Raw genomic sequence first — 22,325 nt, 5'->3', positions numbered from 1 at the left:
CGAGTGTAGAAAATTGTGTTCTAACTCACTCTGGCTGACAGTACATAATCTTCCTACCTAAAGTACGTCTAGACATAAGCGGTCAATCAAGAGTCATCGAACGAGGTTTATCTTATGCAGAACTCCTAACTAAGTATGGATTAACTCGTTTTACTTTTTGCCGACTAAGCAAAATAAAAGCTCTCGCAGCTTATTCCATTTTATAATTGCATCATGCATACCTCGTAAGGTTGGGTTCTGATAATTTACTTAAACCCAAGTCATCAAGAATGAGTAACACACAAGGAACAATAATGGATGCCAATAGGGTTGCTGATATCAAGCCAAAGGCGATACTGGCAATCAGTGGGATCAGGAACTGCGCCTGAGTACTGCTCTCGGTTAACAACGGTAACAGCCCGGCAAAGGTGGTTAGCGAGGTGATAAAGATAGCTCGAAATCTATCATGAACAGCCTCACGGCAAGCATCCATCAAGCTGACGCCTTTGGCTATGTTCTCTTTAATAAAGGTTACTAGCAAAATGTTGTCGTTCACGACAATACCGGCAAGCGTTGCAAAGCCCACCAGACTCGGAATCGTCAAATCGATTCCCATTCCCAAGTGCCCCCAAACGACACCTATCCACCCCATGGGAATGGCGAGTAATACCGCAATCGGTTGAGTATAGCTTTGGAATAAAAAGGTCAGGATCAAATAAATACCGATGACACCCATAGCAAAAAAGGTTTGCAGGGATGAGCCGGTATCGGCGCTTTCTTTGTCTTGTCCCTGAGAAACAAAGCTAACATCTGGGAAACTCTTTTTAGCATTGGGGACAAACGTCGTGTAGAACTGCTGCATTATTTCTCTGGAGTTGGCGATTTGGGTGTTGATATTGCCTTGAACTGTTACCGTATTAATACCGTTGATTCGGTTAATTCTAGAGAATGTTTGCTGTTCTTCAAAATCAGCCACGACAGACAACGGAACAAGTCTACCGTTGGAAGCCGTCACCATGAGGTCCTTTAGCTCGTGCAAACTCGCTTGGTGAGTAAACTCGTCAAGACGGACTGTAATATCAATAATCTCACCGCTCTGGAAAACAGTCAGATCCGTACTGCCTTTTACCGCGCTGCGAAGTGTCTGGGCTAGCTGTGCTGAGTTAACGCCCATAACACCCGCTTCGTCTTTAAGCTTTACGTGAATTTCAGATCTACCGTAACGCAGATCACTGGAAAGGTTAAAGACGCCATCAAAGCCTTTCAGCCACTTGATAAGAGAGCGGCTTACCTTATCTAGTTCTTCAAGAGAGTTGCCCTGAACACGAATATCAATACCATTGCCTGCAATCCCCCGTTCTTTATCGGTAAACTTAAGTGAAACGACGTCTGCAGTGGGGCCTGTCTTCTCCTTCCAGCTTTGCACCAGATATTTGATGCTCTCTTGACGCAGCTGCGCCGGAAGTAAATCCGCACTGACTGTCGCCATATGAGGCCCAGATTCGTTGGCATCAATATTGGTGTTGTACATAATGGTTTTGCTTTTCACCAGTGGCTCTGAATCGGGAAATTTTTCCGAATATTCCTGATTTATTTTATCCAGAGCTTTAGATATTTTTGCAACCACGTCCTCTGTTTGAGAAAGCAGGCTTCCTTGAGGCAGCAGAACACGCGCCTGAAGCGTGTCACTTTCCAGTGATGGCATCGCTTTAAATTTAAGAAGCCCTGCGGAGAAGGTTGCGGTTGAGAGCAGTACGACCATAGTCAGAATGCCCAGTGTCAAGTAAGGCGCATTCATTGCTTTAACAGACAGAGGAACAAAGAACTTGTCTCTTACTCTTTCAAAACTTCCGATAAACTTTTCTCGCACAGGGTTTGATCCTGATTCCAGATGGCTGTGCGCAAGATGCGCAGGAAGAATCAACAAGGCTTCAATCAGGCTTACTAGCAGAGTAATTAGCAAAACAATCGGAATATAACGCAGCACCTCTCCCATATTTCCGCTCAGGAACATTAGTGGACCAATAACCATCAAGGTTGTGGCAAATGAGGCGATAACACCGGGAAGTACCTGTATGGTGCCCTTAATTGCCGCTTCAACTGGCGGCATACCCGCCTGCCTTTTGGCTGCGATATTTTCTGCAATGATCAAAGAGTCATCCATTAACAGGCCGATAGCAACAATGAGGCCGACCATGGTCATCATATTCAAGGTGTAGCCCAGCATATACATGACAAAGATTGCGCCTAGGAATGAGACAGGAAGCCCCAGCGCTACCCAGAAGCTAAAGCGAAAATTAAAGAAGGCCCAGAGCATCAGAAATGCCAATGCCAGCCCCTGAACACCGTTGCTGGTTAAGATTCTCAGCCTATCTTCAATATTAACGCTGACATCCTGAGTAATGGTAAATTCCACACCTTGTGGCGCTCTCATCTGCTCTTTTTCGACGAGATTAATAATCGCCTCTTTTACCCTCAGAGAATCCTGGAAATAGGTTTTGGAGATTTGCAGTAAGGCCGCTCGCTGGCCTTGGAAGATAATTTGGTCCTCTTCAGTGGCGAACTTCTGTTCAATTTCTGCAATATCACCCAGTGTAACCTGAGTACCAAGCTCGCTGGATTTCACTATGATTTTTTTAAAATCGTCGACTTCGCTGCCCAGTTGATTAAAACGTACACTGAGTTCTTCCAGATCGTTAGTAAACACGCCAGCAGGGGTGTTTATACTTTGTTGCTGAACAAGGTTGGACAGGTCAGAAATACTGAGTCCGTATTGCTTAAGCTTCCATTGGGAAACACGAATTTCTATCTCTTGTTCGGAGAAGCCGCCAACGGAAACCTGAGCGATTAATGGATGTGATTTTATCCTGCGTTTAACATCTTGAGCATAAAGGTAGAGATCGCTTGCAGACATATTTCCGGTTATAGCGACGCTTGCTACCGTTGCGATTCTGTCTAGTTTCGTTACGGTTATCTGCTCAACCCTGTCGGGAAAATCACTGATGGAGTTTACTTGTTGCTGAATATCTGAGGTGAGTGCATCGATATTTTCACCGTCATCAATTTCAACATTGCCGATAGCCATATTCTCTCTAGCATCGCAGGTTAACTCTTTGATTCCGTTTAATTTATCCACAACCTCTTCTAGCGGGGTACAAATTTCTTCAACCACTTCAGAAGGGGAAGCGCCCGGATAACTGACTCGAATTTCGATATCTTTGGTTTGGGTTATCGGGAAGGTGTCTTTTTGCAGTTTCGGTAGCGCAAAAGCACCAAGCAAAAGTATCGCCACCATCAGCACATTGGCACCGGTCGCGTGACGGGCGAAGAATGAAATCATAATTTGACCTCACTCTTTGGTTTATCTAATTTAAATCCGGTTTCTTTATCCAACCACTGGTTGATATTTTTATCGGGTTGCGGTTTAAGCAACATTCCCTCTACTGCTGGTGAAAGCTTGCTTAATACAACAATATCGTCCTGCTGGATGCCAGATTTGATAACAGCAATCTGACCCTGAACAAAATCAACCTTTACCGGCTGAATTTTCAGTTTACCGTCCTGAACCAAATAGACTTTATCGTTATGGATAGCGGTCAGGGGAAGTAGGGTCTGCTTGCTCATCACGGGTGCTTTCAGGGTCACTTTTACAAAGGTGTCTCTAATGAGAGGTGGACGTTGGCCCGGAGACACCTGCTTGAGCGGATTATCAATTTGCACCACGATGCTCTGGCTTTGTGTCTGTGCGTCAATATGCCCACCCGAACGACTGACGTTCGCATCCCATGAGATAAGATGCTCTCCAACGTTCAGCTCGACAATTGCCTCAAGGCCTGTGTAGTCGTTACTGTTTGCTTTACTCAGCACTTCCGATCTTCTCAAAGGGCGCATTTTGCCAAGCGGGAACTGGGCATTGATCTCAACCGCATCGATACCATCGGCTTTTAGCATGATCTCGCCTTTGTTAACGTATTCTGCCAGACCAACCATTTTATCTGTAACTCTTACATCGAAAGGTGCTTTGATGATTGTGTGCTCAAGATCGCGTTTGGCTAAAGCCAGTTCAGTCAGCAGTACCTTTTGTGTCGCTTTATTAATAGCAAGGTTATTTTTTTGTGTCTGGAACTGCTGTTGACTGTTGAGAAGATCTTTGGTGGCTTTATCTTTGTCTGTTTTGGATATATGCCCGGATTTACTCAGGCGAACCGTACGCTCATATTCTGATTTCTGCACCTGATACTCTTGCTCAGAAATATTCAGTATTTCCAGAATCGTTTGGTCGGTGAGTTTTGCGACTTCAAGTTCAGCCTCTAGACGGGCGATAGAGAGTTGATAAGAAGAGGGATCCAGTCTGAGAATTTCATTGCCTTGTTTGATTATGTTGCCATCGTGAAAGTTATCATTTATCCAGACTACCGCACCTTCCAATTCCGCTTGTGCTTCCCAATCTCTTGCGGGTTGGGTGTGACCATAACCAATAGCAGAGGGTTGGATATCTCGTGGCGCAACTTTAAGTACCCTCACCACTTTTTCCCCTTTATTATCAATTATCTTTGGTGGCTCGGCTTTCATTGCTGGTGCAGATACGAGTATTGCAACACCAATAAGAACGGGAGGGATAAATAAAAATCTTTGCGTCCATTTAAATCTTTTCATGCAATACCCTGTATAAATTAATATGACTTATATTAGAACCCTCTAAATAAAGGTAGCATATTACTACCCTGCTCTGTTTTGACTTTGTTCACTTTTATAAACATAGAATCACTTTAGAATAACAAGGTTCCCGAACTACAGAGGTTAGATTACTAAAGGGTTTTGGCTTTTGGGCAACGATGTGCAGCATGAGTGCCGAGACTTAATGAGGCATGTAAAACTTACTGGCATTGGCGACAAATTTTTCAATCAGGTATTCGTAAATATAACCCTGTACGTCATAGCCTTGTTGGCTATTCATCGGGATACTGTTGATCAGTATAAGAAGATTGGTACTGATAACTTAGCATTCCACTGCTCTCGATATCATTCATCTCTAATAAACGCCTCGGCTGCAACAAAGCCGTGGGGGGGAAAGGTGGGAATAACTCTCAGTCCATAACTTCCCACTCATTAATGAACAAAATCCCACCAACAATCTAAAACCTTATCTTTCCTTGGTTGTTATTACCCTTGCAAAGCACGATAATGACCGGATCGGAATTTAAGATTGATATAACTATGACCGAATATTTTTTGTTGTTAGTTGGCACAGTACTGGTCAACAACTTTGTACTGGTAAAGTTTTTGGGGCTTTGCCCTTTTATGGGTGTCTCAAAAAAACTAGAAACGGCAATAGGCATGGGGTTGGCGACGACATTCGTACTAACCTTAGCCTCTGTGTGTGCCTACCTAGTTGAAAACTACATACTCCACCCATTAGGCATTGAATACCTGCGCACGATGAGCTTTATATTAGTCATTGCGGTGGTGGTGCAATTTACCGAAATGGTGGTACACAAAACCAGCCCAACGTTGTATCGCCTACTTGGTATTTTTCTTCCTTTGATCACCACTAACTGCGCTGTTTTGGGTGTGGCTCTGCTTAATATCAACGAGAACCACAATTTTATTCAGTCCATTATTTATGGGTTTGGTGCTGCCGTCGGGTTTTCATTGGTATTGATTCTGTTTGCCTCAATGCGTGAACGCATCAGCGTGGCCGACGTACCCACGCCTTTTAAAGGGGCCTCTATCGCGATGATTACCGCAGGTCTTATGTCTCTTGCTTTTATGGGCTTTACGGGGTTAGTGAAACTGTAATATGAGTACGATACTAATCGCTGTTCTCGCGCTTGCTGCTCTAGCCGCCATTTTTGGTGCTATTTTGGGCTTTGCTTCTATCCGCTTTAAAGTGGAAGCCGACCCTATCGTCGATCAAATTGACGCTATTTTACCGCAAACTCAATGCGGGCAATGTGGATACCCAGGTTGTCGTCCTTACGCTGAAGCCATTGCTGGCGGAGACAAAATCAATAAATGCCCACCAGGTGGCCAAGCAACCATCGAAAAACTGGCCGATTTAATGGGCGTCGAAGCAGAAGAGTCAGCCCACGACCTTGATAATAAAGTGAAAACCGTTGCATTTATTCATGAAGATATGTGCATCGGCTGCACAAAATGCATTCAAGCTTGCCCTGTGGATGCGATTGTCGGCGGCACTAAAGCACTGCATACCGTTATAAAATCGGAATGTACTGGCTGTGACCTTTGTGTTGCGCCTTGTCCAACTGACTGTATTGAAATGATTCCAGTAGAACAAACCACCGATACTTGGAAGTGGCAAATGAACGCCATTCCCGTTGTTGATGTTACCGATTCTGCATCTCAATCGCAGAAAAGCGTGAATTAAGGACTGGTATGTTGCCATTAATTGAACAAATTAGAACGGGTGCGCTTTGGAGTTTTCCTGGCGGCATTCACCCACCAGAAAACAAACGTCAATCAAACCAAACACCATTGATTGCCGCATCCATTCCCAACGAAATCGTGTTGCCTTTAAAGCAACATATTGGCCGCGCAGGTGATTTACTGGTAACGGTTGGTGAGCGTGTACTGAAAGGACAACCTTTAACCCAGTACACATCGACCTTCATGCTGCCTGTGCATGCCCCTACCTCGGGAACAATTTCTGCAATTGAACCACGTACTACCGCACACCCTTCAGGGCTGAGCGAAATGTGTATCGTCATAACAGCAGACCAACAAGATGAATGGATCGCGCGCACTCCTATAGCTGATTACCAGCAGAAAACACCAGAACAACTGATTGAAGTAATTCGCCAAGCGGGTATTTCAGGGCTAGGTGGCGCAGGCTTCCCAACAGCTAAAAAAATACAATCGGGCTTGGCTCGTACAGAAATACTGATCATTAATGCGGCCGAGTGTGAACCTTACATTACCGCCGATGACATTTTGATGCAGCAACATGCAGAAGAAATCATCCTAGGCATTAGCATCGTTGAACACATACTCAAACCAAAATTGACCATCATTGGTATTGAAGATAACAAACCCGAAGCAATTCGAGCATTAGAAAAAGCGGCTATTAATAAAAACATCGTGATCCGCGTTATCCCAACCAAATACCCGTCTGGTGGCGAAAAGCAGCTGATTAAGCTGCTGACTAACCAAGAAGTTCCCGTCGGGAAAATTCCAGCTGATATCGGGCTTATGGTGCAAAATGTTGGGTCAATTTATGCTATTAAGCGTGCTGTAATTAACGGTGAGCCGTTAATCAACCGAGTGGTTACACTAACTGGCAAGACGTTCAAGCAACCTCGTAATGTATGGGTATTGCTAGGCACTTCCGTGCAACATTTACTGGAGCAGTTTGGTTATACCGCAGATAAAAAACTGCCGAGGTTGATTATGGGTGGCCCAATGATGGGCTTTACCTTGCCTCACTCTCAGGTTCCCATCACCAAAACAACCAACTGTGTTCTTGCTCCTACACGTAAAGAAATTGCATCGTCACAACACGAAATGGAATGTATTCGCTGTGGGCAATGTGCTGAAGTTTGTCCCGCATCATTGCTCCCCCAACAACTACAATGGCATGCAAAAGCACAAGAATATGACAAGTGTGAAGAACTGCATCTACAGGACTGTATTGAGTGTGGTGCATGCGCTTATGTGTGCCCTAGTGAAATTCCTTTGGTGCAGTATTATCGTCAAGCAAAAGCGGAAATAAAAACACGTAAGCAAGAAGCTGAAGCAGCAGAGCGGGCCAAGCTACGCTTTGAAGAGAAAAAAGCACGCTTAGAAAGAGATAAAGCTGAGCGTGAAAATCGCTTTAAGAAAGCCGCTGATGAACGCCGTCAAGAGATGAAAAAAACAGGTGGTGATGATGCTGTTGCAGCCGCTATCGCACGCGTTAAAGCACAAAAAGCCCAAGCTGAAACTAAGGATTCACCTGACGTTAAACCTGCAGTGGCAGCCGCTATAGCCAGAGCAAAAGCTAAACAGGCGCAAGCACTTCAAGCAGGCGAAACGCAACCTGACAATTCTGAAATGATAAAGCTCCGAGAAGAGCGAAAACGCCAAGCAAGAGAGCGAAAAGCGCAATCGAGCAGTGCCGAAGAGCCTGTGGTTACTGACACTACGGATAAAAAATCGGCAGTGGCTGCAGCCATTGCACGGGCTAAAGCACGCAAAACCGAGCAACAAACAGAGCTGTCACAAACTCAAACACCAGTGGAACCGACTGAGCAAGACGACCCGAAAAAAGTCGCGGTAGCGGCGGCCATTGCGCGTGCTAAAGCGCGTAAAGCCGAGCAACAAACAGAGCCGTCACACACTCAAACACCAGTGGAACCAACTGAGCAAGACGACCCGAAAAAAGCCGCGGTAGCTGCAGCTATTGCACGGGCTAAAGCGCGCAAAGCCGAGCAACAAACAGAGCCGTCACACACTCAAACACCAGTGGAACCAACTGAGCAAGACGACCCGAAAAAAGCCGCAGTGGCGGCGGCCATTGCACGGGCTAAAGCACGCAAAGCCGAGCAACAAACAGAGCCGTCACACACTCAAACACCAGTGGAACCAACTGAGCAAGACGACCCCAAAAAAGCCGCAGTGGCGGCGGCCATTGCCCGAGCTAAAGCACGTAAAGCAGAGCAACAAACAGAGCCGTCACACACTCAAACACCAGTGGAACCAACTGAGCAAGACGACCCCAAAAAAGCCGCGGTGGCGGCGGCCATTGCGCGTGCTAAAGCACGTAAAGCCCAACAACAAAAACAAGTTAATGAAAACAATGAGGAGAATGAGTAGTGGCCTTTTTTATTGCCAGCTCCCCCCACGCGCACAGTAAGCGCAGCACCTCAGACTTGATGAAGTGGGTAGCTTTGTGCGCTATCCCTGGACTGATTGCACAAAGTTATTTCTTCGGTTGGGGCACTATTATTCAGCTCATATTGGCCATTGTGATTGCTTTATCACTTGAAGCCGGAGTCATGCTGCTGCGCAAACGCAACCCAACTCGCTCACTGAGTGATTACAGCGCATTGGTCACCGCATGGTTGTTAGCTATTGCCATTCCTCCGATGTCACCTTGGTGGGTGCTGTTTATTGGTCTGCTTTTTGCCATTGTGATCGCAAAGCATCTATATGGCGGAATCGGACAAAACCCCTTCAACCCAGCAATGGTTGCTTATGTGGTTTTGCTGATCTCATTTCCAGTACAGATGACCAGTTGGATAGCACCGAACGCATTGGCACCAGAGCCCATTTCATTTAGTGATGCATTTTCACTCATTTTTAGCGGCTTTAATATTGAAGGGCTTTCACTACAACAAATTCGAACCGGCATTGATGGCGTTACTATGGCAACACCACTAGATTCGGTAAAAACATCACTGCGCGCAGGTCAAACTGTGTCTGAAGCCATGACGCATCCACAATTTAGTGGCTTAGCGGGTATTGGTTGGGAATGGGTCAACCTCGCCTATCTAGCCGGTGGACTACTGCTAATAAAGCTGCGCGTCATTAATTGGCATATTCCTGTTGCTGTGCTGGGGGGGTTGCTGTTTGCCAGCCTTATCACTCAACTCATTGCTCCAGGAACAACAGCATCACCGCTGATTCATTTACTTTCTGGTGCAACAATGTTGGGGGCATTCTTTATCGCCACCGATCCTGTCACCGCCTCGACCACAGTAAAAGGTCGTCTTATTTACGGTGCATTCATTGGCATGATGGTCTTTGTTATTCGCAGTTGGGGTGGTTTTCCCGATGGCGTTGCCTTTGCCGTATTGCTAGCAAACATGTGTGTACCGTTGATCGACTACTACACTAAACCTCGTACTTATGGTCATTAAGGAGCACTATGTTAACCGCCATTCGTAAAAACGGTTTGATCCTTGCTATCTTTGCTTGTGCTTCGACAAGCGTTGTAGCCTTAACTCAGTATCTCACTGAAGAGCAAATAAGCAGACAAGAGCAAGCGCAGTTGCAGTCGATCCTCAACCAAGTCATTGCTCATGATGCACATGATAATGAGCTATATAAATCCTGCACACTGGTTAAAGACCCAGCACTAGGAACTGAGCAGCAGATGCATGCTTATATTGCAACGCTCAACGGTCAGCCGAGCGCGTTAGCGATTGAAGCAATCGCGCCTGATGGCTATAACGGTGCAATAAAAATCATTATAGGTATCCAACAAGATGGAACGATCACTGGCACGCGAGTTTTAGCGCATCAAGAAACTCCGGGGCTGGGTGACAAAATCGACCTGCGTGTCACAGACTGGATATTGAATTTCACAGGCAAACGAGTGACCGCACAGAATCTGGATACTTGGAAGGTGCGCAAAGATGGCGGACAATTTGACCAGTTCACTGGCGCAACAATCACACCGAGAGCGGTAGTGAAAGCAGTGAAAAATACGGTTGCTTTTGTTAACAACAACCGTGAACAGTTATTAGCTCAACCTTTTGACTGCCAAGGAGCCAACGATGACTGACCACAAAACGTTAATTAAAAATGGTATGTGGAGCAACAACCCAGCGTTAGTACAGCAACTTGGGTTATGTCCATTGCTTGCCGTATCGTCAACCGTTACCAATGCCTTAGGTTTGGGCATCGCAACCTTATTGGTTCTGGTGTGCTCTAATGTCACTGTCTCTTTGGTTAGAGATTACGTACCAAAAGAAGTTCGTATCCCCGTCTTTGTGATGATCATCGCCGCACTGGTTACCTGCGTGCAATTGTTGATGAACGCTTACGCTTACGGCTTGTATCTCTCGCTTGGGATCTTCATTCCTCTCATTGTAACCAACTGCATCATCATTGGTCGCGCTGAAGCATTTGCATCAAAAAATGCAGTATTACCTTCTGCTCAAGATGGATTTTGGATGGGAATGGGTATGACCACTATTTTAGTGGTTCTAGGTGCAATGCGCGAAGTGATTGGCAATGGCACACTGTTTGATGGCGCCGATTTATTGCTAGGAGATTGGGCGACCGTACTGCGTATCGAAATATTCCATTTTGATAACAGCTTCTTGCTTGCCCTGCTTCCACCGGGTGCGTTTATTGGCGTCGGTTTTTTGATTGCGGCTAAAAACATTATCGATAGTAATATTGCTGCTCGCCAGCCAAAAGAACAAAAGCCAGCCATAGAACGAGCACGTGTGACCAACGCCTAATATAAGTCAAAATACAAAGGAAGCAGCCAGCACGATGAACAATAGCAAACGAGTCGAGATTCTCGAACGCTTAAGGGAAAACAACCCTAAACCGGAAACTGAACTCAAATGGACAACACCTTTTGAGCTGCTTATTTCAGTATTGCTTTCCGCGCAAGCGACGGATGTCAGCGTCAACAAAGCAACGGACAAGCTCTACCCGATTGCCAACACCCCACAGGCTATTTTCGATTTGGGTGTTGAGGGACTGAAAGAGTATATAAAAACCATTGGGTTATTTAACTCCAAAGCTGAAAATGTGATTAAAACCTGTCGAATTTTACTCGACCACTATCATGGTGAGGTTCCTGAGAATCGAGAAGCATTAGAATCGCTCCCCGGTGTCGGGCGGAAAACGGCAAATGTCGTCCTCAACACCGCTTTCGGCTGGCCGACTATCGCGGTAGATACACATATTTTCCGTGTTTCGAATCGTACCAAATTTGCAGTTGGTAAAAACGTTGATGACGTTGAGCAAAAACTGCTAAAAGTCGTCCCTAAAGAATTCAAAATTGACGTTCACCATTGGTTGATTCTTCATGGTCGCTACACCTGTGTGGCAAGAAAGCCCCGTTGCGGTAGCTGTATTATTGAAGACCTTTGTGAATACAAAGAAAAAACTGAACTATAAAAACTTGCCAAGAAGCTAGGAGCCCATCATGTCAAATAGTCGTATTTTGCACACTATGCTACGCGTCGGTGATTTAGATAAATCCATCGAGTTTTACACCAAGGTTATGGGTATGCAGTTACTGCGCACCAATGAAAATACTGAGTATAAGTACACATTAGCGTTCCTAGGTTATGGTGATGAGTCACAAGGCGCAGTGATAGAACTGACCTATAACTGGGGCACCACCAGCTATGACCTTGGCAATGCATTTGGCCACATAGCCATTGGTGTCGAAGATGTCTACACAACCTGTGACACGATTAAAGCGGCTGGCGGTAATGTCACTCGTGAAGCAGGGCCAGTAAAAGGCGGTACGACCCACATCGCTTTTATAAAAGACCCTGACGGCTACATGATTGAACTTATTCAAAACAAGCAAGCTTCAGCGGGATTAGAAGGCTAATTAAGCATAAGCTAGATATAGAAAAAGCAGCCATCGCTGCTTTTTCTATATCTATTGAGCTGGATTAGATCAGTGTTCGTCCCAATGAGATAACCACTCTTCGGTTTTTATCTTTGCCGATTGGTGATGCGTTATCAGCGATTGGTCTGCGCTTACCATAACCTTGCACTTGAATGCGGTCTTCAGGTAAACCTAATGATTTAAAGTAATCCCTTAAGACTTCAGCTCGACGTTCTGAGAGATCTTGGCTTACGCTCTTACCATCCACTGAATCGGTATAGGTTGAAACCAAAACTAGGTCAATGTCTTGGTTATAACGGATATATTCTGCAATTTGTGCGAGTCGTTTTTGCGATGCTTTATTGAGTTGTACGTTATCACGGTCGTAATGCAAAATCGTAAAGGAAATGTCTTCAAAGCTGTACGGCAGCAAATTGCTCACACAATCGCTAAATATATTGTATTTTTCTTGGAACAGCACTGATGATAGTGCTACTTCGATGCGCTGATCTCTGCTTTGCCAATCTTGATAACTAAAGGTCGGGTAACGTCCTTTCTCTAATTCACTGAGTAAACTCCACGCGGTTTGCCCACCAATATAGCCATCAAACTGCTTAAAAAATTGCAATGTCGTAATACGATCAGCACTTTCTCCCGGACGCCAACTTGGTGGTAATGAAACTAAACTCACATTACGGGTTTCACCCATTGGGCGACGCATTTTTAGTTCAAAATCGAGATTTATCTTTTTGTTTGCTCGTGAAGAGAACTCGGCATCACCATAATTAGGGATAGGATGTACTAAACGACATTCCAGTGGTGTATTAGCCACCATTTGCCACGTAGACTGCTGCGGCGTTGCCACATAACGCTTTTCCATCGCAAATGTCGCAACAGAATTTAAAGCGAATGTAGTAAAAATAGTAGCGATAACCCATTTATTCATAATGGCTGTATTCTCCGAGCGGTACTGCAATGGTGGCGGTCAATTGCCACTTGGTTTTCCATTGTACCAAGTTATGCAAAAATCTAGCCACACTAATTGTCACGCCCGAGCAACTAGAAGTGTTCAGTGTGGCAGTAACGTGTGCAAATCCTCCTCAGATAAATGGCTTTTTATTCACATGTTCGGTTTTTATCGTAGAGAGAATCTGCAATAATGCCAGCCCTGTCACACAAACAAGAGCTAGCATGACTGACATAAATGAAGCATTGACATTGAAAAAACGTTTTCGTGGTTATTTCCCCGTCGTTATTGATGTAGAAACGGCCGGTTTCAATGCAAAAACCGATGCACTATTAGAGATCTGCGCCATTACATTACGTATGGATGAACATGGCGACCTCCACCCAGCATCGACGATTCATTTTCATGTAGAGCCTTTTGAAGGTGCCAACCTTGAAAAAGAAGCGCTCGAATTTAATGGTATTCGAGACCCTTTTAGCCCTTTACGCGGTGCTGTGAGTGAGTCTGAAGCGCTCAAAGAAATTTATAAGTTAGTGCGCAAAGAACAGAAAGATAATGATTGTAGCCGTGCCATTATGGTGGCACATAACGCGACTTTTGATCTTAATTTTGTCATGGCCGCCAGCGAACGCTGTAAGTTAAAACGAGTTCCTTTCCACCCCTTTGCAACGTTTGATACTGCCGCTCTCAGTGGTTTGGCATATGGCCAAACCGTGCTAGCCAAAGCGTGTAAATCTGCGGGGATGGATTTTGACAACAAAGAAGCGCATTCAGCGCTCTACGATACCCAAAAAACAGCCGAACTTTTTTGTGGCATCGTCAATAAATGGAAAGCCTTAGGAGGCTGGCCACTTATTGAACCATCAGATGATAATAAGTAAACACAACTAACCGAGAAAAATATGAATCCTGTAGTAATTTCTGTATGTATCATGCTGCTATTAGCACTGATGCGTGTGAATGTCGTGGTTGCTCTGACATTCAGTGCGATAGTCGGTGGTTTAGTTGCAGGGATGAGTTTAAACGACGCTGTTTCTGCATTTGAAAGTGGCCTAGGTGGTGGTGCAACCATCGCATTAAGCTACGCTATGTTAGGGACTTTTGCGGTAGCAATTTCCAAATCAGGTATTACTGATTTATTAGCTCAAAGCGTTATCAAGCGTATCCACGGCAAAGAAAACAGCGCAGCCAGCACTGGTTTGAAATATGCCGTATTAATTGCGTTGGTGTTGGTGACCATGTCCTCTCAAAACGTAATTCCTGTTCATATCGCCTTTATCCCGATTTTAATTCCACCTCTACTAGGCGTTTTTGCAAAACTAAAACTTGACCGTCGTTTAGTCGCTTGTGTGTTAACGTTTGGTTTAATCACCCCTTATATGGTACTGCCTGTTGGCTTTGGCGGTATTTTTCTCAATAACATCTTACTTAAAAATCTGCGCGATAATGGGCTTGAAGGCGTCACAGCAAGTCAAGTGCCTGTTGCGATGATATTCCCAGCAATGGGCATGATTTTTGGCTTATTGGTCGCAATTTTCTTTACTTACCGTAAACCGCGTGAGTATAAAGAAACGGAACTCACCACTGTTCATACAGAACCAACTGCGATCAACAAAAAGCACATTTTTATTGCAGGCTTAGGAATTGTGACCGCCCTTGCCGCGCAACTGTCGACGGGTTCGATGATCATCGGCGCACTGGCAGGCTTTATGGTGTTCACTTTTGGTGGTGTAATTGCGTGGAAAGAAACCCATGATGTGTTTACCAAGGGTGTGCATATGATGGCGATGATCGGCTTTATTATGATTTCCGCAGCCGGGTTTGCAGCAGTAATGAAGCAAACAGGCGGTGTTGAGTCATTAGTTGAAGCACTATCCACTACTATTGGTGACAACAAGGCACTCGCGGCGCTGCTCATGCTCGTGGTTGGCCTATTAGTTACCATGGGGATTGGCTCTTCGTTCTCAACCATTCCAATTATTGCAACTATTTATGTACCGCTTGCGATCGCATTTGGTTTTTCACCAATGGCAACCATTGCGCTAGTCGGCACTGCGGCTGCGCTAGGTGATGCTGGATCTCCTGCCTCTGACTCCACGTTAGGTCCAACATCAGGCTTAAATGCTGATGGCCAACATGAGCATATTTGGGAAACGGTCGTACCGACCTTTATTCACTACAATATTCCATTGATCGCTTTTGGTTGGCTTGCCGCCATGGTTTTATAAGCTGCATAAGCTACGAATGTAAAAAGGCTTCCATCACGGAAGCCTTTTTATTGAGCCTTTAACAACGCCAAACTACGCACCTTCGTTATGCAGTTCCAAGTTGGCAAGATCTTGCTGCATTTCTCGAACGGTTTTCGAATCATCGTTACGCATCGATTCAAGGTAATCAAGGTATTGCTGGTCGATATCACCGGTTACATATTCGCCATTAAAAACTGAAGCCTCAAACTTGGCGATATCTTGATTGCCAAGACCCACTGCTTCGACAAGATCTTCAATGGTTTGGAATATCAGCGCATCAGCCCCAATTTGTTTACAGATTTCGTCGGTATCGCGGCCATGAGCAATTAACTCATTCGCACTTGGCATATCGATTCCGTACACATTTGGAAAACGAATTTCAGGCGCGGCTGAAACCATATAGACTTTGTTTGCACCCGAGTCTCGAGCCATCTCAATTATTTGTTCTGATGTAGTACCACGAACAATAGAGTCGTCAACTAGCAGTACATTCTTGCCTTTAAATTCAGAACGTATCGCATTAAGTTTACGGCGCACTGATTTTTTGCGCTGTTGCTGACCTGGCATGATAAAGGTTCGACCTACATAACGGTTCTTTACAAAGCCTTGACGATATGGAATATCAATAGCCTGAGCAATTTGAAGCGCGATATCACATGACGTTTCTGGAATAGGAATGACTACATCAATATCAAGGTCTGAATATTCATTTTTGATACGCTCACCCAATTTTTTACCCATTTCAACGCGCGCACTGTAAACCGAAATTTTATCAATAAACGAGTCAGGACGAGCAAAGTAAACGAATTCAAAAATACATGGGTTAAGTGTTGGATTATCGGCACATTGTTTAGTAAACAGTTGACCATCAAACGTCGCATACACCGCTTCACCAGGAGCAATATCACGCACAAAATCGAAACCAACAGCATCAAGCGCTACCGATTCAGAAGCAGCCATGTATTCGGTGCGTCCATTAAGCTCACGCTTACCTAAGCATAATGGGCGAATGCCATGCGGATCACGAAACGCAATCAAACCATGACCAATAATCATCGCCACAACTGCGTACGCTCCACGAATGGTGCGATGTACATTTGATACGGCACGGAATACATCATCTGACGTAACATTACCTTTTACGGTGTCAATTTCATGCGCTAGTACGTTAAGTAGTACTTCAGAGTCAGAGGTGGTATTGATATGACGGCGGTCTTTTTCAAACAGCTTTTGACGAACTTCATTAGCGTTTGTAAGGTTACCGTTATGAGCAAGAGTGATACCGAAAGGAGAGTTTACGTAGAAAGGTTGAGCTTCAGAGGCGCTAGAGCTGCCTGCAGTAGGATAACGTACATGCCCTATTCCAACCGTTCCTTGAAGACGCTGCATGTGTTTCGCTTCAAAGACATCCTTTACTAAACCGTTCGCCTTACGCAGACGAAAACGATTGCTTTCTATGGTACAAATACCAGCGGCATCTTGGCCACGATGCTGTAATACCGTTAACGCGTCATAAATAGACTGGTTTACAGGCGTTGTACCCACGATTCCAACAATACCACACATGTCCTAATCCTCGATTTGCGACAATAACTGGCGCTATATCGCGCCAGATAGAAAACTTGATGTTGCTTGTAAGTGCTCAAAGAACGGAGCAATAATGCGGCTAAATTCCGGCACCAATTGCGACCCTTTCCACCACTCTGAACTCGGGAATGCGGTAAACGCATCCATAAAAAACAAGGCTGCAGAAACAATCAACACACCACGCAATGCCCCAAAGACAATACCTAATATGCGATCAGTTCCAGATAACCCAGTTTTTTGTACTAGTTGAGCAATCACATAATTGATGATCGCGCCAACAACGAGCGTTGCAACAAACAATGCTGCAATGGCTGTGCCATTACGAAACATGTCATCATTAATATTAGTAAAATACACCGCAAGTTTTGCGTAGTACTGGCTGGCGATAAAAAAAGCACCAAACCATATCACTAATGACAAAGCTTCTTTAGCAAAGCCACGAACTAAACTGATCAATGCCGATAGGCCGATCACACTTAAAATGACAATATCTAACCAATTCATGAGTTCTTACATCTTAAGTTGGCGCGCATTTTAACAGAAAAAAACGCGACGCAAACGTTTTCTTATGGGTTTAGTGGTTTAAATTTGAGCATTTGACCTTTCGCACCGGTAATTTTTTCCAGTTCTAGGAGTTGACGCTCAAGCTTACTTTTGGATACATCTGGACCAATAATGATCCGAGTAAAACCATTTTCTTGTTTGGTGTGAGCTTGATAACCGCTTTTTTGCAGATCGATCACCATATTTTTGGCGTTTTCAGCATTCTTTAAAGCCATCAATTGAATGATCCAAGCACTATCTTGATAGTCGTTTCTCTCGGTTGGCTCTTTTACCTTAATCGGTAAAGGCTTGCTTTCCGAAGTGGTACTCTGCTCAGTAACCTCAACTGGTGAGTCAGGCAACGCGATTTGATCTTCCACGGGGTCAAGAATCTGGAATTCTTCCATATCACTATCTAAGTCAGGCTTGATCGGAATGCTGGCAATCTCTTCTTTATAATGGGTCTTCTTTCCATCCAATACATCCGGAAGAACAATCACGCCGATTGCGACTAAAATAATCGTGCCCACTAACCGACTTTGGAACTTGCTTGCCATTTATACTCCTTTGTTCTGCCAGTGTTCTAATACTTCACCAACGGTATGAAATGAACCGACAACCACTATCACATCATTCTCTTTGGCTTGTGCCATTGCCGCTTCAAATGCACTCACAGGATTGGTAAATTGCCCTACGTATTGTTCAAGGTGCCTACATAGCTCTTCAGCTTTTGCTGCTCTAGAACCACTTAATGAGGCAGGATACCAAGCACTACTGATAGGTTGTAACTGTTTTAATGTCGATTCTACATCTTTATCATGCAGCATACCCACAACCATATGGATAGTACGTTGCGCATATCGTTGTTGAAGCTGATCGGCCAGATATTGTGCAGAATGAGGATTGTGCGCCACATCTAAAATAATGGTTGGCGCATCGCTTATTTTCTGCATACGCCCAGCTAATGTTACATTCTTCAAACCGTTGACAATATTGACATCACTAAGATCCAACTCAGCACAACCTAGCGCCATGAGTGCTGTTGCCGCATTGGGTAGAGGCAAACTTGGTACAGGCAATTGTGTTAATTCAAATCGACCACTACGCCAATTCCAATTCGTGTCAGACACCAATTCATAATTAAATTGGATCCCGACTTGGTGAAGTTGTGCACCAATATCATCGGCATGTGCCGCAACCGTAGCTGGTGGCTTTGGTTGACCACAAATAGCAGGCTTACCACTGCGGTAGATGCCCGCTTTTTCATAACCGATGACATTAATATCGTCGCCCAGCCAATCGACATGATCAATCGCTAAGCTGGTGATAACAGAAACATCGTGCTCAACCACATTCGTGGCATCTAATCGCCCACCAAGCCCTACTTCCAGCAAAACCACATCCACCTTTTCCGTCTGGAAAAGACGCAACGCAGCTAACGTACCAAATTCAAATAAACTTAGGCTGATTTCACCACGCTGCTCTTCAATAAAGGAAAAGCTCTGGGCATGTTTTTCGTCACTGAGTTCAAGACCGTTAATGCGTACTCTTTCATTATAACGAATAAGGTGTGGGGAGCTGTAAACGCCAACACGATAGCCTGCATCAAGCAAGATCGCTTCCATGATCGCACATGTCGAGCCTTTGCCGTTGGTTCCGGCAACCGTAATAACCGTTGGGGCAGGTTTAGTGAGGTTTGCTTTTTGGGCAACCGCTTGAACGCGATCCAACCCAAGGTCGATAGCTGATGTGTGAATATTAGCTAAATAATCAAGCCACACCGCTAGGGAGGATGTGGCTTGAGGAATAAGGTTCTGAGTCATCTAACGTTTTTAACCATTAAGCAGTTAGTTTGTTAGTGCCTACTTTACCCTTTTTCGTTCGCTTCTGGTACAGAGTAATCAGCTTCAACAGGAGAATCGTTAACAGAAACCACTAACGGAGAACTGTGATTCGTTAGTTTCGCTATTAATCCACCAACACGCTGACGCATTTCACGACGGTCAACGATCATATCGATAGCACCGTGCTCAAGTAAGAACTCACTGCGTTGGAAGCCTTCTGGCAAGTCTTCGCGAACCGTTTGCTCGATCACTCGACGACCTGCAAAACCGATCAAAGCTTTAGGTTCACCAATATTGATATCACCAAGCATTGCTAGGCTCGCTGAAACGCCACCCATCGTTGGGTCGGTCATTACCGAAATAAACGGTAAACCTTTATCAGAGAGACGCTCAAGTGCTGCACTTGTTTTTGCCATTTGCATCAATGACATCAACGCTTCTTGCATGCGCGCGCCACCACTAGCAGAAAAACAGACCAAGCCGCAGTTGTTTTCAATCGCCGCATCGACAGCACGAACAAAGCGCGCTCCGACAACAGAGCCCATGGAACCACCCATGAAAGAAAACTCAAACGCACAAGCGACTAAAGGCATACCTAGTAATTCACCTTTCATCACAACAAGTGCATCTTTTTCACCACTGTTCTTTTGTGCTGAAGAGATACGCTCTTTGTAACGCTTTGAATCTTTAAATTTCAGTTTATCTTGAGGCTCAAGTTCCTCACCGATCTCAACACGATTACCTTTGTCAAGAAACGTTTCCAAACGACGACGCGCTTTCATCCGCATGTGATGATCACATTTAGGACAAACTTCTAAATTACGTTCAAGCTCTGCGTGGTAAAGGACTTGTTCACAAGAAGTACATTTAGTCCAAACACCTTCAGGAATCGATGCTTTACGTGAAGTTACAATGTTGCTTTTTTCTAAAATCTTTTCAAGCCAACTCATGGAAGACCTTTTATTCTTAACTCTCCCGCGTTATTGCGGGAAATACAAAATTGGGATTTATGCGTGAGGATTAGAACATATAAAATGCTGAGTGTAGACAAAAAACTGGTTGTACCTATTTTCTGACTCTTAATCTCACACACGCCACTGAATTTTTTGAGTAAGTTGCTCTTAATTAGTTCAAATTATCGGCTAAAAATAGAGGGCCGATCGTTTCTCTTGGTAGTCCAAATTCTTCTGGATAATCAACATCTACCAAATATAGACCTGCAGCTTTTGCGGTTGCTCCGGCCAGTCTTCTATCTTTTGCTTCCAACAACCACTTCATCCATTGAGGTTCCTGTTCACCACGCCCAACAGTGATCAAACTGCCTGTGATATTACGTACCATGTGATGCACAAAAGCATTCGCCTTAATATCGATCACCACATAATGGCCATGACGAGTCACATTTAAGTGCATGATATTTCGCCAAGGGCTTCGTGACTGGCAATGAACAGCCCTGAAAGACGTAAAATCATTTTCCCCCAGCAAGAACTGACCCGCTTGCTGCATCTTCTCAACATCTAAATCACCGTGGTAGTGACTAACACCAGAAGATAATATTGCTGGACGATACGCATGGTTATAGATGATATAACGGTAACGGCGAGCCGTGGCCGTAAACCTCGCATGGAAATCTTCAGAAACCTCTTTAGACCACCGAACGGCAATATCTTTTGGCAAATTAGCATTGACGCCCATTACCCAAGCCACCATTTTTCGATTCGCGCTAGTGTCAAAATGAACAACTTGTCCCGTACCATGAACACCAGCGTCCGTACGACCTGCGCACAATACTTCAATAGGGTGATTTGCTACAACTGCAAGTGCTTTTTCTAACTCTTCTTGGACACTCTTAACGTCGCGTTGTCGCTGCCAACCAAAGTATTGAGTACCATTATACTCGACACCTAAAGCGATTCTCATGATGCAATTCTCTTTAAAAATGGGGTTGGCAGTATAATAGTAATGACAACAAAATTCTAATCGATGCCAAAAGGCAGCATCAAGCTGCCTCCAAACTCACCTATACTCGACCATTGATGATATCAATCAAGGTCTTTGCTTCTCGGCGAATATCGTCATTACCATCAACAATCGCTTCTTCCAATAATTTTATTGCACCTTTTTCATCATTCATTTCGATGTATATTTTAGCTAAATCAAGTTTTCCAGACGCCTCGGAATCGCTATCGACATCGACATCACCGATATCTCCAATCACATCAGGGAATTCATTCAAGCCAACATCAAGCTTGAGAGCTTCATCTTCTGGACTAATCGCTCCTTGCTCGGCATCATCGACTTGTGCCATCAGCTCATCAATAGTCATGTACTGGCTTTTCTTGGCATCGAAGTCATCTAACACATCCTGCATTGCCCAATTCTCTTCAAGAATTTCGGGCTCTTCCGTCTGAATATCCTGGTTCCAAACTTCACGCTCTTCTTCTGGAACGTCATCAGGAATTGAGGCTTGCTGATCAGGCGTTAAGTTAAAACCATTCCAATCTTCGCCACCCATTTCAAGCATGGCATCGATATTCATACCTGCACTGTCTATGGTCAGTGCGTCTAGTGGTTTCTCAAATGAAAATGGTGCTTGAGAGGAGTCGTCTTCATTTAACCAATCGTTTAAAGCCTGTTCATCAAACTCATCTTTGGCAATCAGCTGCAATTGTTCACTGCTCGCCTCTTGATGACGATTATTATTTTCTGGTGCTTGAACTGGCGTATCAACCGATTCGGCTTCTAGTGAAGCGAGCGCGCCTTCTTCAACCGGCTCTTGCTCACTAACCTTTTCTGGTTCGAATGAGGCTAACGCCTCTTCTTCGCTGAACTCGGGTAGTGACTCATCATCA

20 protein-coding genes are annotated in these 22,325 nt (G+C 44.6%); 10 read left to right on the top strand and 10 right to left on the bottom strand.

Annotated features, from left to right (window positions below):
- Nucleotides 1-211 precede the first annotated feature (211 nt).
- Nucleotides 212-3,319: an efflux RND transporter permease subunit gene (locus EYW48_RS17195; protein ID WP_277432728.1), complete on the bottom strand. Its 3,108-nt coding sequence runs from the start codon at nucleotides 3,317-3,319 to the stop codon at nucleotides 212-214.
- Nucleotides 3,316-4,635, bottom strand: a complete 1,320-nt coding sequence (locus EYW48_RS17190) for an efflux RND transporter periplasmic adaptor subunit (RefSeq protein ID WP_277432727.1) — start codon at nucleotides 4,633-4,635, stop codon at nucleotides 3,316-3,318. The genes EYW48_RS17195 and EYW48_RS17190 overlap by 4 nt, the downstream gene beginning before the upstream one ends.
- 561 nt (nucleotides 4,636-5,196) lie before the next feature.
- Between EYW48_RS17190 and rsxA the strand changes: the two genes are divergently transcribed.
- Genes rsxA through gloA form a run of 8 tightly spaced genes read left to right on the top strand, consistent with a single transcriptional unit; the run spans nucleotide 5,197 to nucleotide 12,283 of the window.
- Nucleotides 5,197-5,778, top strand: a complete 582-nt coding sequence (rsxA, locus tag EYW48_RS17185) for an electron transport complex subunit RsxA (RefSeq protein ID WP_053310213.1) — start codon at nucleotides 5,197-5,199, stop codon at nucleotides 5,776-5,778.
- A gap of 1 nt (nucleotide 5,779) precedes the next feature.
- A complete protein-coding gene (rsxB, locus tag EYW48_RS17180; RefSeq protein ID WP_053310214.1) occupies nucleotides 5,780-6,367 on the top strand; it encodes an electron transport complex subunit RsxB in 588 nt (195 codons plus the stop codon).
- A gap of 8 nt (nucleotides 6,368-6,375) precedes the next feature.
- Entirely contained in the window at nucleotides 6,376-8,790 is a 2,415-nt protein-coding gene (gene rsxC, locus EYW48_RS17175) for an electron transport complex subunit RsxC (RefSeq protein WP_277432726.1), read from the top strand.
- Nucleotides 8,790-9,836, top strand: a complete 1,047-nt coding sequence (gene rsxD, locus EYW48_RS17170) for an electron transport complex subunit RsxD (RefSeq protein WP_053310216.1) — start codon at nucleotides 8,790-8,792, stop codon at nucleotides 9,834-9,836. Before rsxC ends, rsxD begins: the two co-directional genes overlap by 1 nt.
- 8 nt (nucleotides 9,837-9,844) lie before the next feature.
- The gene (gene rsxG / locus EYW48_RS17165; protein WP_277432725.1) at nucleotides 9,845-10,483 is read left to right on the top strand and encodes an electron transport complex subunit RsxG; all 639 of its coding nucleotides are present in this window, start codon (nucleotides 9,845-9,847) and stop codon (nucleotides 10,481-10,483) included.
- Nucleotides 10,476-11,168 (top strand): electron transport complex subunit E, encoded by a 693-nt coding sequence (locus EYW48_RS17160; RefSeq protein WP_053310218.1) that lies wholly within the window; start codon nucleotides 10,476-10,478, stop codon nucleotides 11,166-11,168. The genes rsxG and EYW48_RS17160 overlap by 8 nt, the downstream gene beginning before the upstream one ends.
- A gap of 34 nt (nucleotides 11,169-11,202) precedes the next feature.
- Nucleotides 11,203-11,838, top strand: a complete 636-nt coding sequence (nth, locus tag EYW48_RS17155) for an endonuclease III (RefSeq protein ID WP_171981097.1) — start codon at nucleotides 11,203-11,205, stop codon at nucleotides 11,836-11,838.
- A 28-nt stretch (nucleotides 11,839-11,866) separates the two neighbouring features.
- Complete coding sequence (gloA, locus tag EYW48_RS17150; RefSeq protein WP_274671559.1) at nucleotides 11,867-12,283, top strand: lactoylglutathione lyase; 417 nt, start codon at nucleotides 11,867-11,869, stop codon at nucleotides 12,281-12,283.
- A gap of 64 nt (nucleotides 12,284-12,347) precedes the next feature.
- On the opposite strand, the gene EYW48_RS17145 is transcribed toward gloA, so the two are convergent.
- Nucleotides 12,348-13,229: an OmpA family protein gene (locus EYW48_RS17145; RefSeq protein ID WP_053310221.1), complete on the bottom strand. Its 882-nt coding sequence runs from the start codon at nucleotides 13,227-13,229 to the stop codon at nucleotides 12,348-12,350.
- Between the two features lie 245 nt (nucleotides 13,230-13,474).
- Between EYW48_RS17145 and rnt the strand changes: the two genes are divergently transcribed.
- Both rnt and EYW48_RS17135 read left to right on the top strand, forming a co-directional pair.
- Nucleotides 13,475-14,131 carry a ribonuclease T gene (gene rnt / locus EYW48_RS17140; RefSeq protein WP_053310222.1) on the top strand — a complete coding sequence of 219 codons (657 nt, stop codon included), beginning with the start codon at nucleotides 13,475-13,477 and terminating at the stop codon, nucleotides 14,129-14,131.
- Between the two features lie 21 nt (nucleotides 14,132-14,152).
- Complete coding sequence (locus tag EYW48_RS17135; protein WP_053310223.1) at nucleotides 14,153-15,478, top strand: Na+/H+ antiporter family protein; 1,326 nt, start codon at nucleotides 14,153-14,155, stop codon at nucleotides 15,476-15,478.
- A 72-nt stretch (nucleotides 15,479-15,550) separates the two neighbouring features.
- Here EYW48_RS17135 and purF read toward each other — a convergent pair whose 3' ends face one another.
- The 7 genes from purF to EYW48_RS17100 form a co-directional block, all read right to left on the bottom strand.
- On the bottom strand, nucleotides 15,551-17,065 hold the full coding sequence (gene purF / locus EYW48_RS17130; protein ID WP_168780402.1) for an amidophosphoribosyltransferase: 1,515 nt from the start codon (nucleotides 17,063-17,065) through the stop codon (nucleotides 15,551-15,553).
- A 33-nt stretch (nucleotides 17,066-17,098) separates the two neighbouring features.
- Complete coding sequence (locus tag EYW48_RS17125) at nucleotides 17,099-17,590, bottom strand: CvpA family protein (RefSeq protein ID WP_053310225.1); 492 nt, start codon at nucleotides 17,588-17,590, stop codon at nucleotides 17,099-17,101.
- A 62-nt stretch (nucleotides 17,591-17,652) separates the two neighbouring features.
- Nucleotides 17,653-18,186: an SPOR domain-containing protein gene (locus tag EYW48_RS17120; RefSeq protein WP_171981096.1), complete on the bottom strand. Its 534-nt coding sequence runs from the start codon at nucleotides 18,184-18,186 to the stop codon at nucleotides 17,653-17,655.
- Complete coding sequence (gene folC, locus EYW48_RS17115; protein WP_171981095.1) at nucleotides 18,187-19,452, bottom strand: bifunctional tetrahydrofolate synthase/dihydrofolate synthase; 1,266 nt, start codon at nucleotides 19,450-19,452, stop codon at nucleotides 18,187-18,189.
- Nucleotides 19,453-19,496: 44 nt separating this feature from the next.
- Nucleotides 19,497-20,423, bottom strand: coding sequence for an acetyl-CoA carboxylase, carboxyltransferase subunit beta (gene accD / locus EYW48_RS17110; protein ID WP_176246822.1), 927 nt, complete (start codon nucleotides 20,421-20,423; stop codon nucleotides 19,497-19,499).
- A gap of 175 nt (nucleotides 20,424-20,598) precedes the next feature.
- Entirely contained in the window at nucleotides 20,599-21,393 is a 795-nt protein-coding gene (gene truA, locus EYW48_RS17105; RefSeq protein ID WP_053310229.1) for a tRNA pseudouridine(38-40) synthase TruA, read from the bottom strand.
- A 100-nt stretch (nucleotides 21,394-21,493) separates the two neighbouring features.
- A partial coding sequence (locus tag EYW48_RS17100; RefSeq protein WP_277432724.1) for a FimV/HubP family polar landmark protein occupies nucleotides 21,494-22,325 on the bottom strand: 832 nt, incomplete at its 5' end.

It is taken from the genome of Vibrio sp. 1180_3 (assembly GCF_029478545.1).
GTDB classification, from domain to species: domain Bacteria; phylum Pseudomonadota; class Gammaproteobacteria; order Enterobacterales; family Vibrionaceae; genus Vibrio; species Vibrio aestuarianus.
The sequence above is the reverse complement of the archived record's forward strand: the minus strand, read 5'-3'. Positions and strand labels throughout refer to the sequence as shown.

Coding starts and splice junctions, on each gene's coding strand:
- gloA (WP_274671559.1), top strand. CDS start 11,867: ATGTCAAATAGTCGTATTTTGCACACTATGCTACGCGTCGGTGATTTA.
- rsxA (WP_053310213.1), top strand. CDS start 5,197: ATGACCGAATATTTTTTGTTGTTAGTTGGCACAGTACTGGTCAACAAC.
- EYW48_RS17160 (WP_053310218.1), top strand. CDS start 10,476: ATGACTGACCACAAAACGTTAATTAAAAATGGTATGTGGAGCAACAAC.
- EYW48_RS17125 (WP_053310225.1), bottom strand. CDS start 17,590: ATGAATTGGTTAGATATTGTCATTTTAAGTGTGATCGGCCTATCGGCA.
- truA (WP_053310229.1), bottom strand. CDS start 21,393: ATGAGAATCGCTTTAGGTGTCGAGTATAATGGTACTCAATACTTTGGT.
- nth (WP_171981097.1), top strand. CDS start 11,203: ATGAACAATAGCAAACGAGTCGAGATTCTCGAACGCTTAAGGGAAAAC.
- rnt (WP_053310222.1), top strand. CDS start 13,475: ATGACTGACATAAATGAAGCATTGACATTGAAAAAACGTTTTCGTGGT.
- EYW48_RS17120 (WP_171981096.1), bottom strand. CDS start 18,186: ATGGCAAGCAAGTTCCAAAGTCGGTTAGTGGGCACGATTATTTTAGTC.
- rsxC (WP_277432726.1), top strand. CDS start 6,376: ATGTTGCCATTAATTGAACAAATTAGAACGGGTGCGCTTTGGAGTTTT.
- EYW48_RS17190 (WP_277432727.1), bottom strand. CDS start 4,635: ATGAAAAGATTTAAATGGACGCAAAGATTTTTATTTATCCCTCCCGTT.
- purF (WP_168780402.1), bottom strand. CDS start 17,065: ATGTGTGGTATTGTTGGAATCGTGGGTACAACGCCTGTAAACCAGTCT.
- EYW48_RS17135 (WP_053310223.1), top strand. CDS start 14,153: ATGAATCCTGTAGTAATTTCTGTATGTATCATGCTGCTATTAGCACTG.
- rsxG (WP_277432725.1), top strand. CDS start 9,845: ATGTTAACCGCCATTCGTAAAAACGGTTTGATCCTTGCTATCTTTGCT.
- folC (WP_171981095.1), bottom strand. CDS start 19,452: ATGACTCAGAACCTTATTCCTCAAGCCACATCCTCCCTAGCGGTGTGG.
- EYW48_RS17195 (WP_277432728.1), bottom strand. CDS start 3,319: ATGATTTCATTCTTCGCCCGTCACGCGACCGGTGCCAATGTGCTGATG.
- rsxB (WP_053310214.1), top strand. CDS start 5,780: ATGAGTACGATACTAATCGCTGTTCTCGCGCTTGCTGCTCTAGCCGCC.
- EYW48_RS17145 (WP_053310221.1), bottom strand. CDS start 13,229: ATGAATAAATGGGTTATCGCTACTATTTTTACTACATTCGCTTTAAAT.
- accD (WP_176246822.1), bottom strand. CDS start 20,423: ATGAGTTGGCTTGAAAAGATTTTAGAAAAAAGCAACATTGTAACTTCA.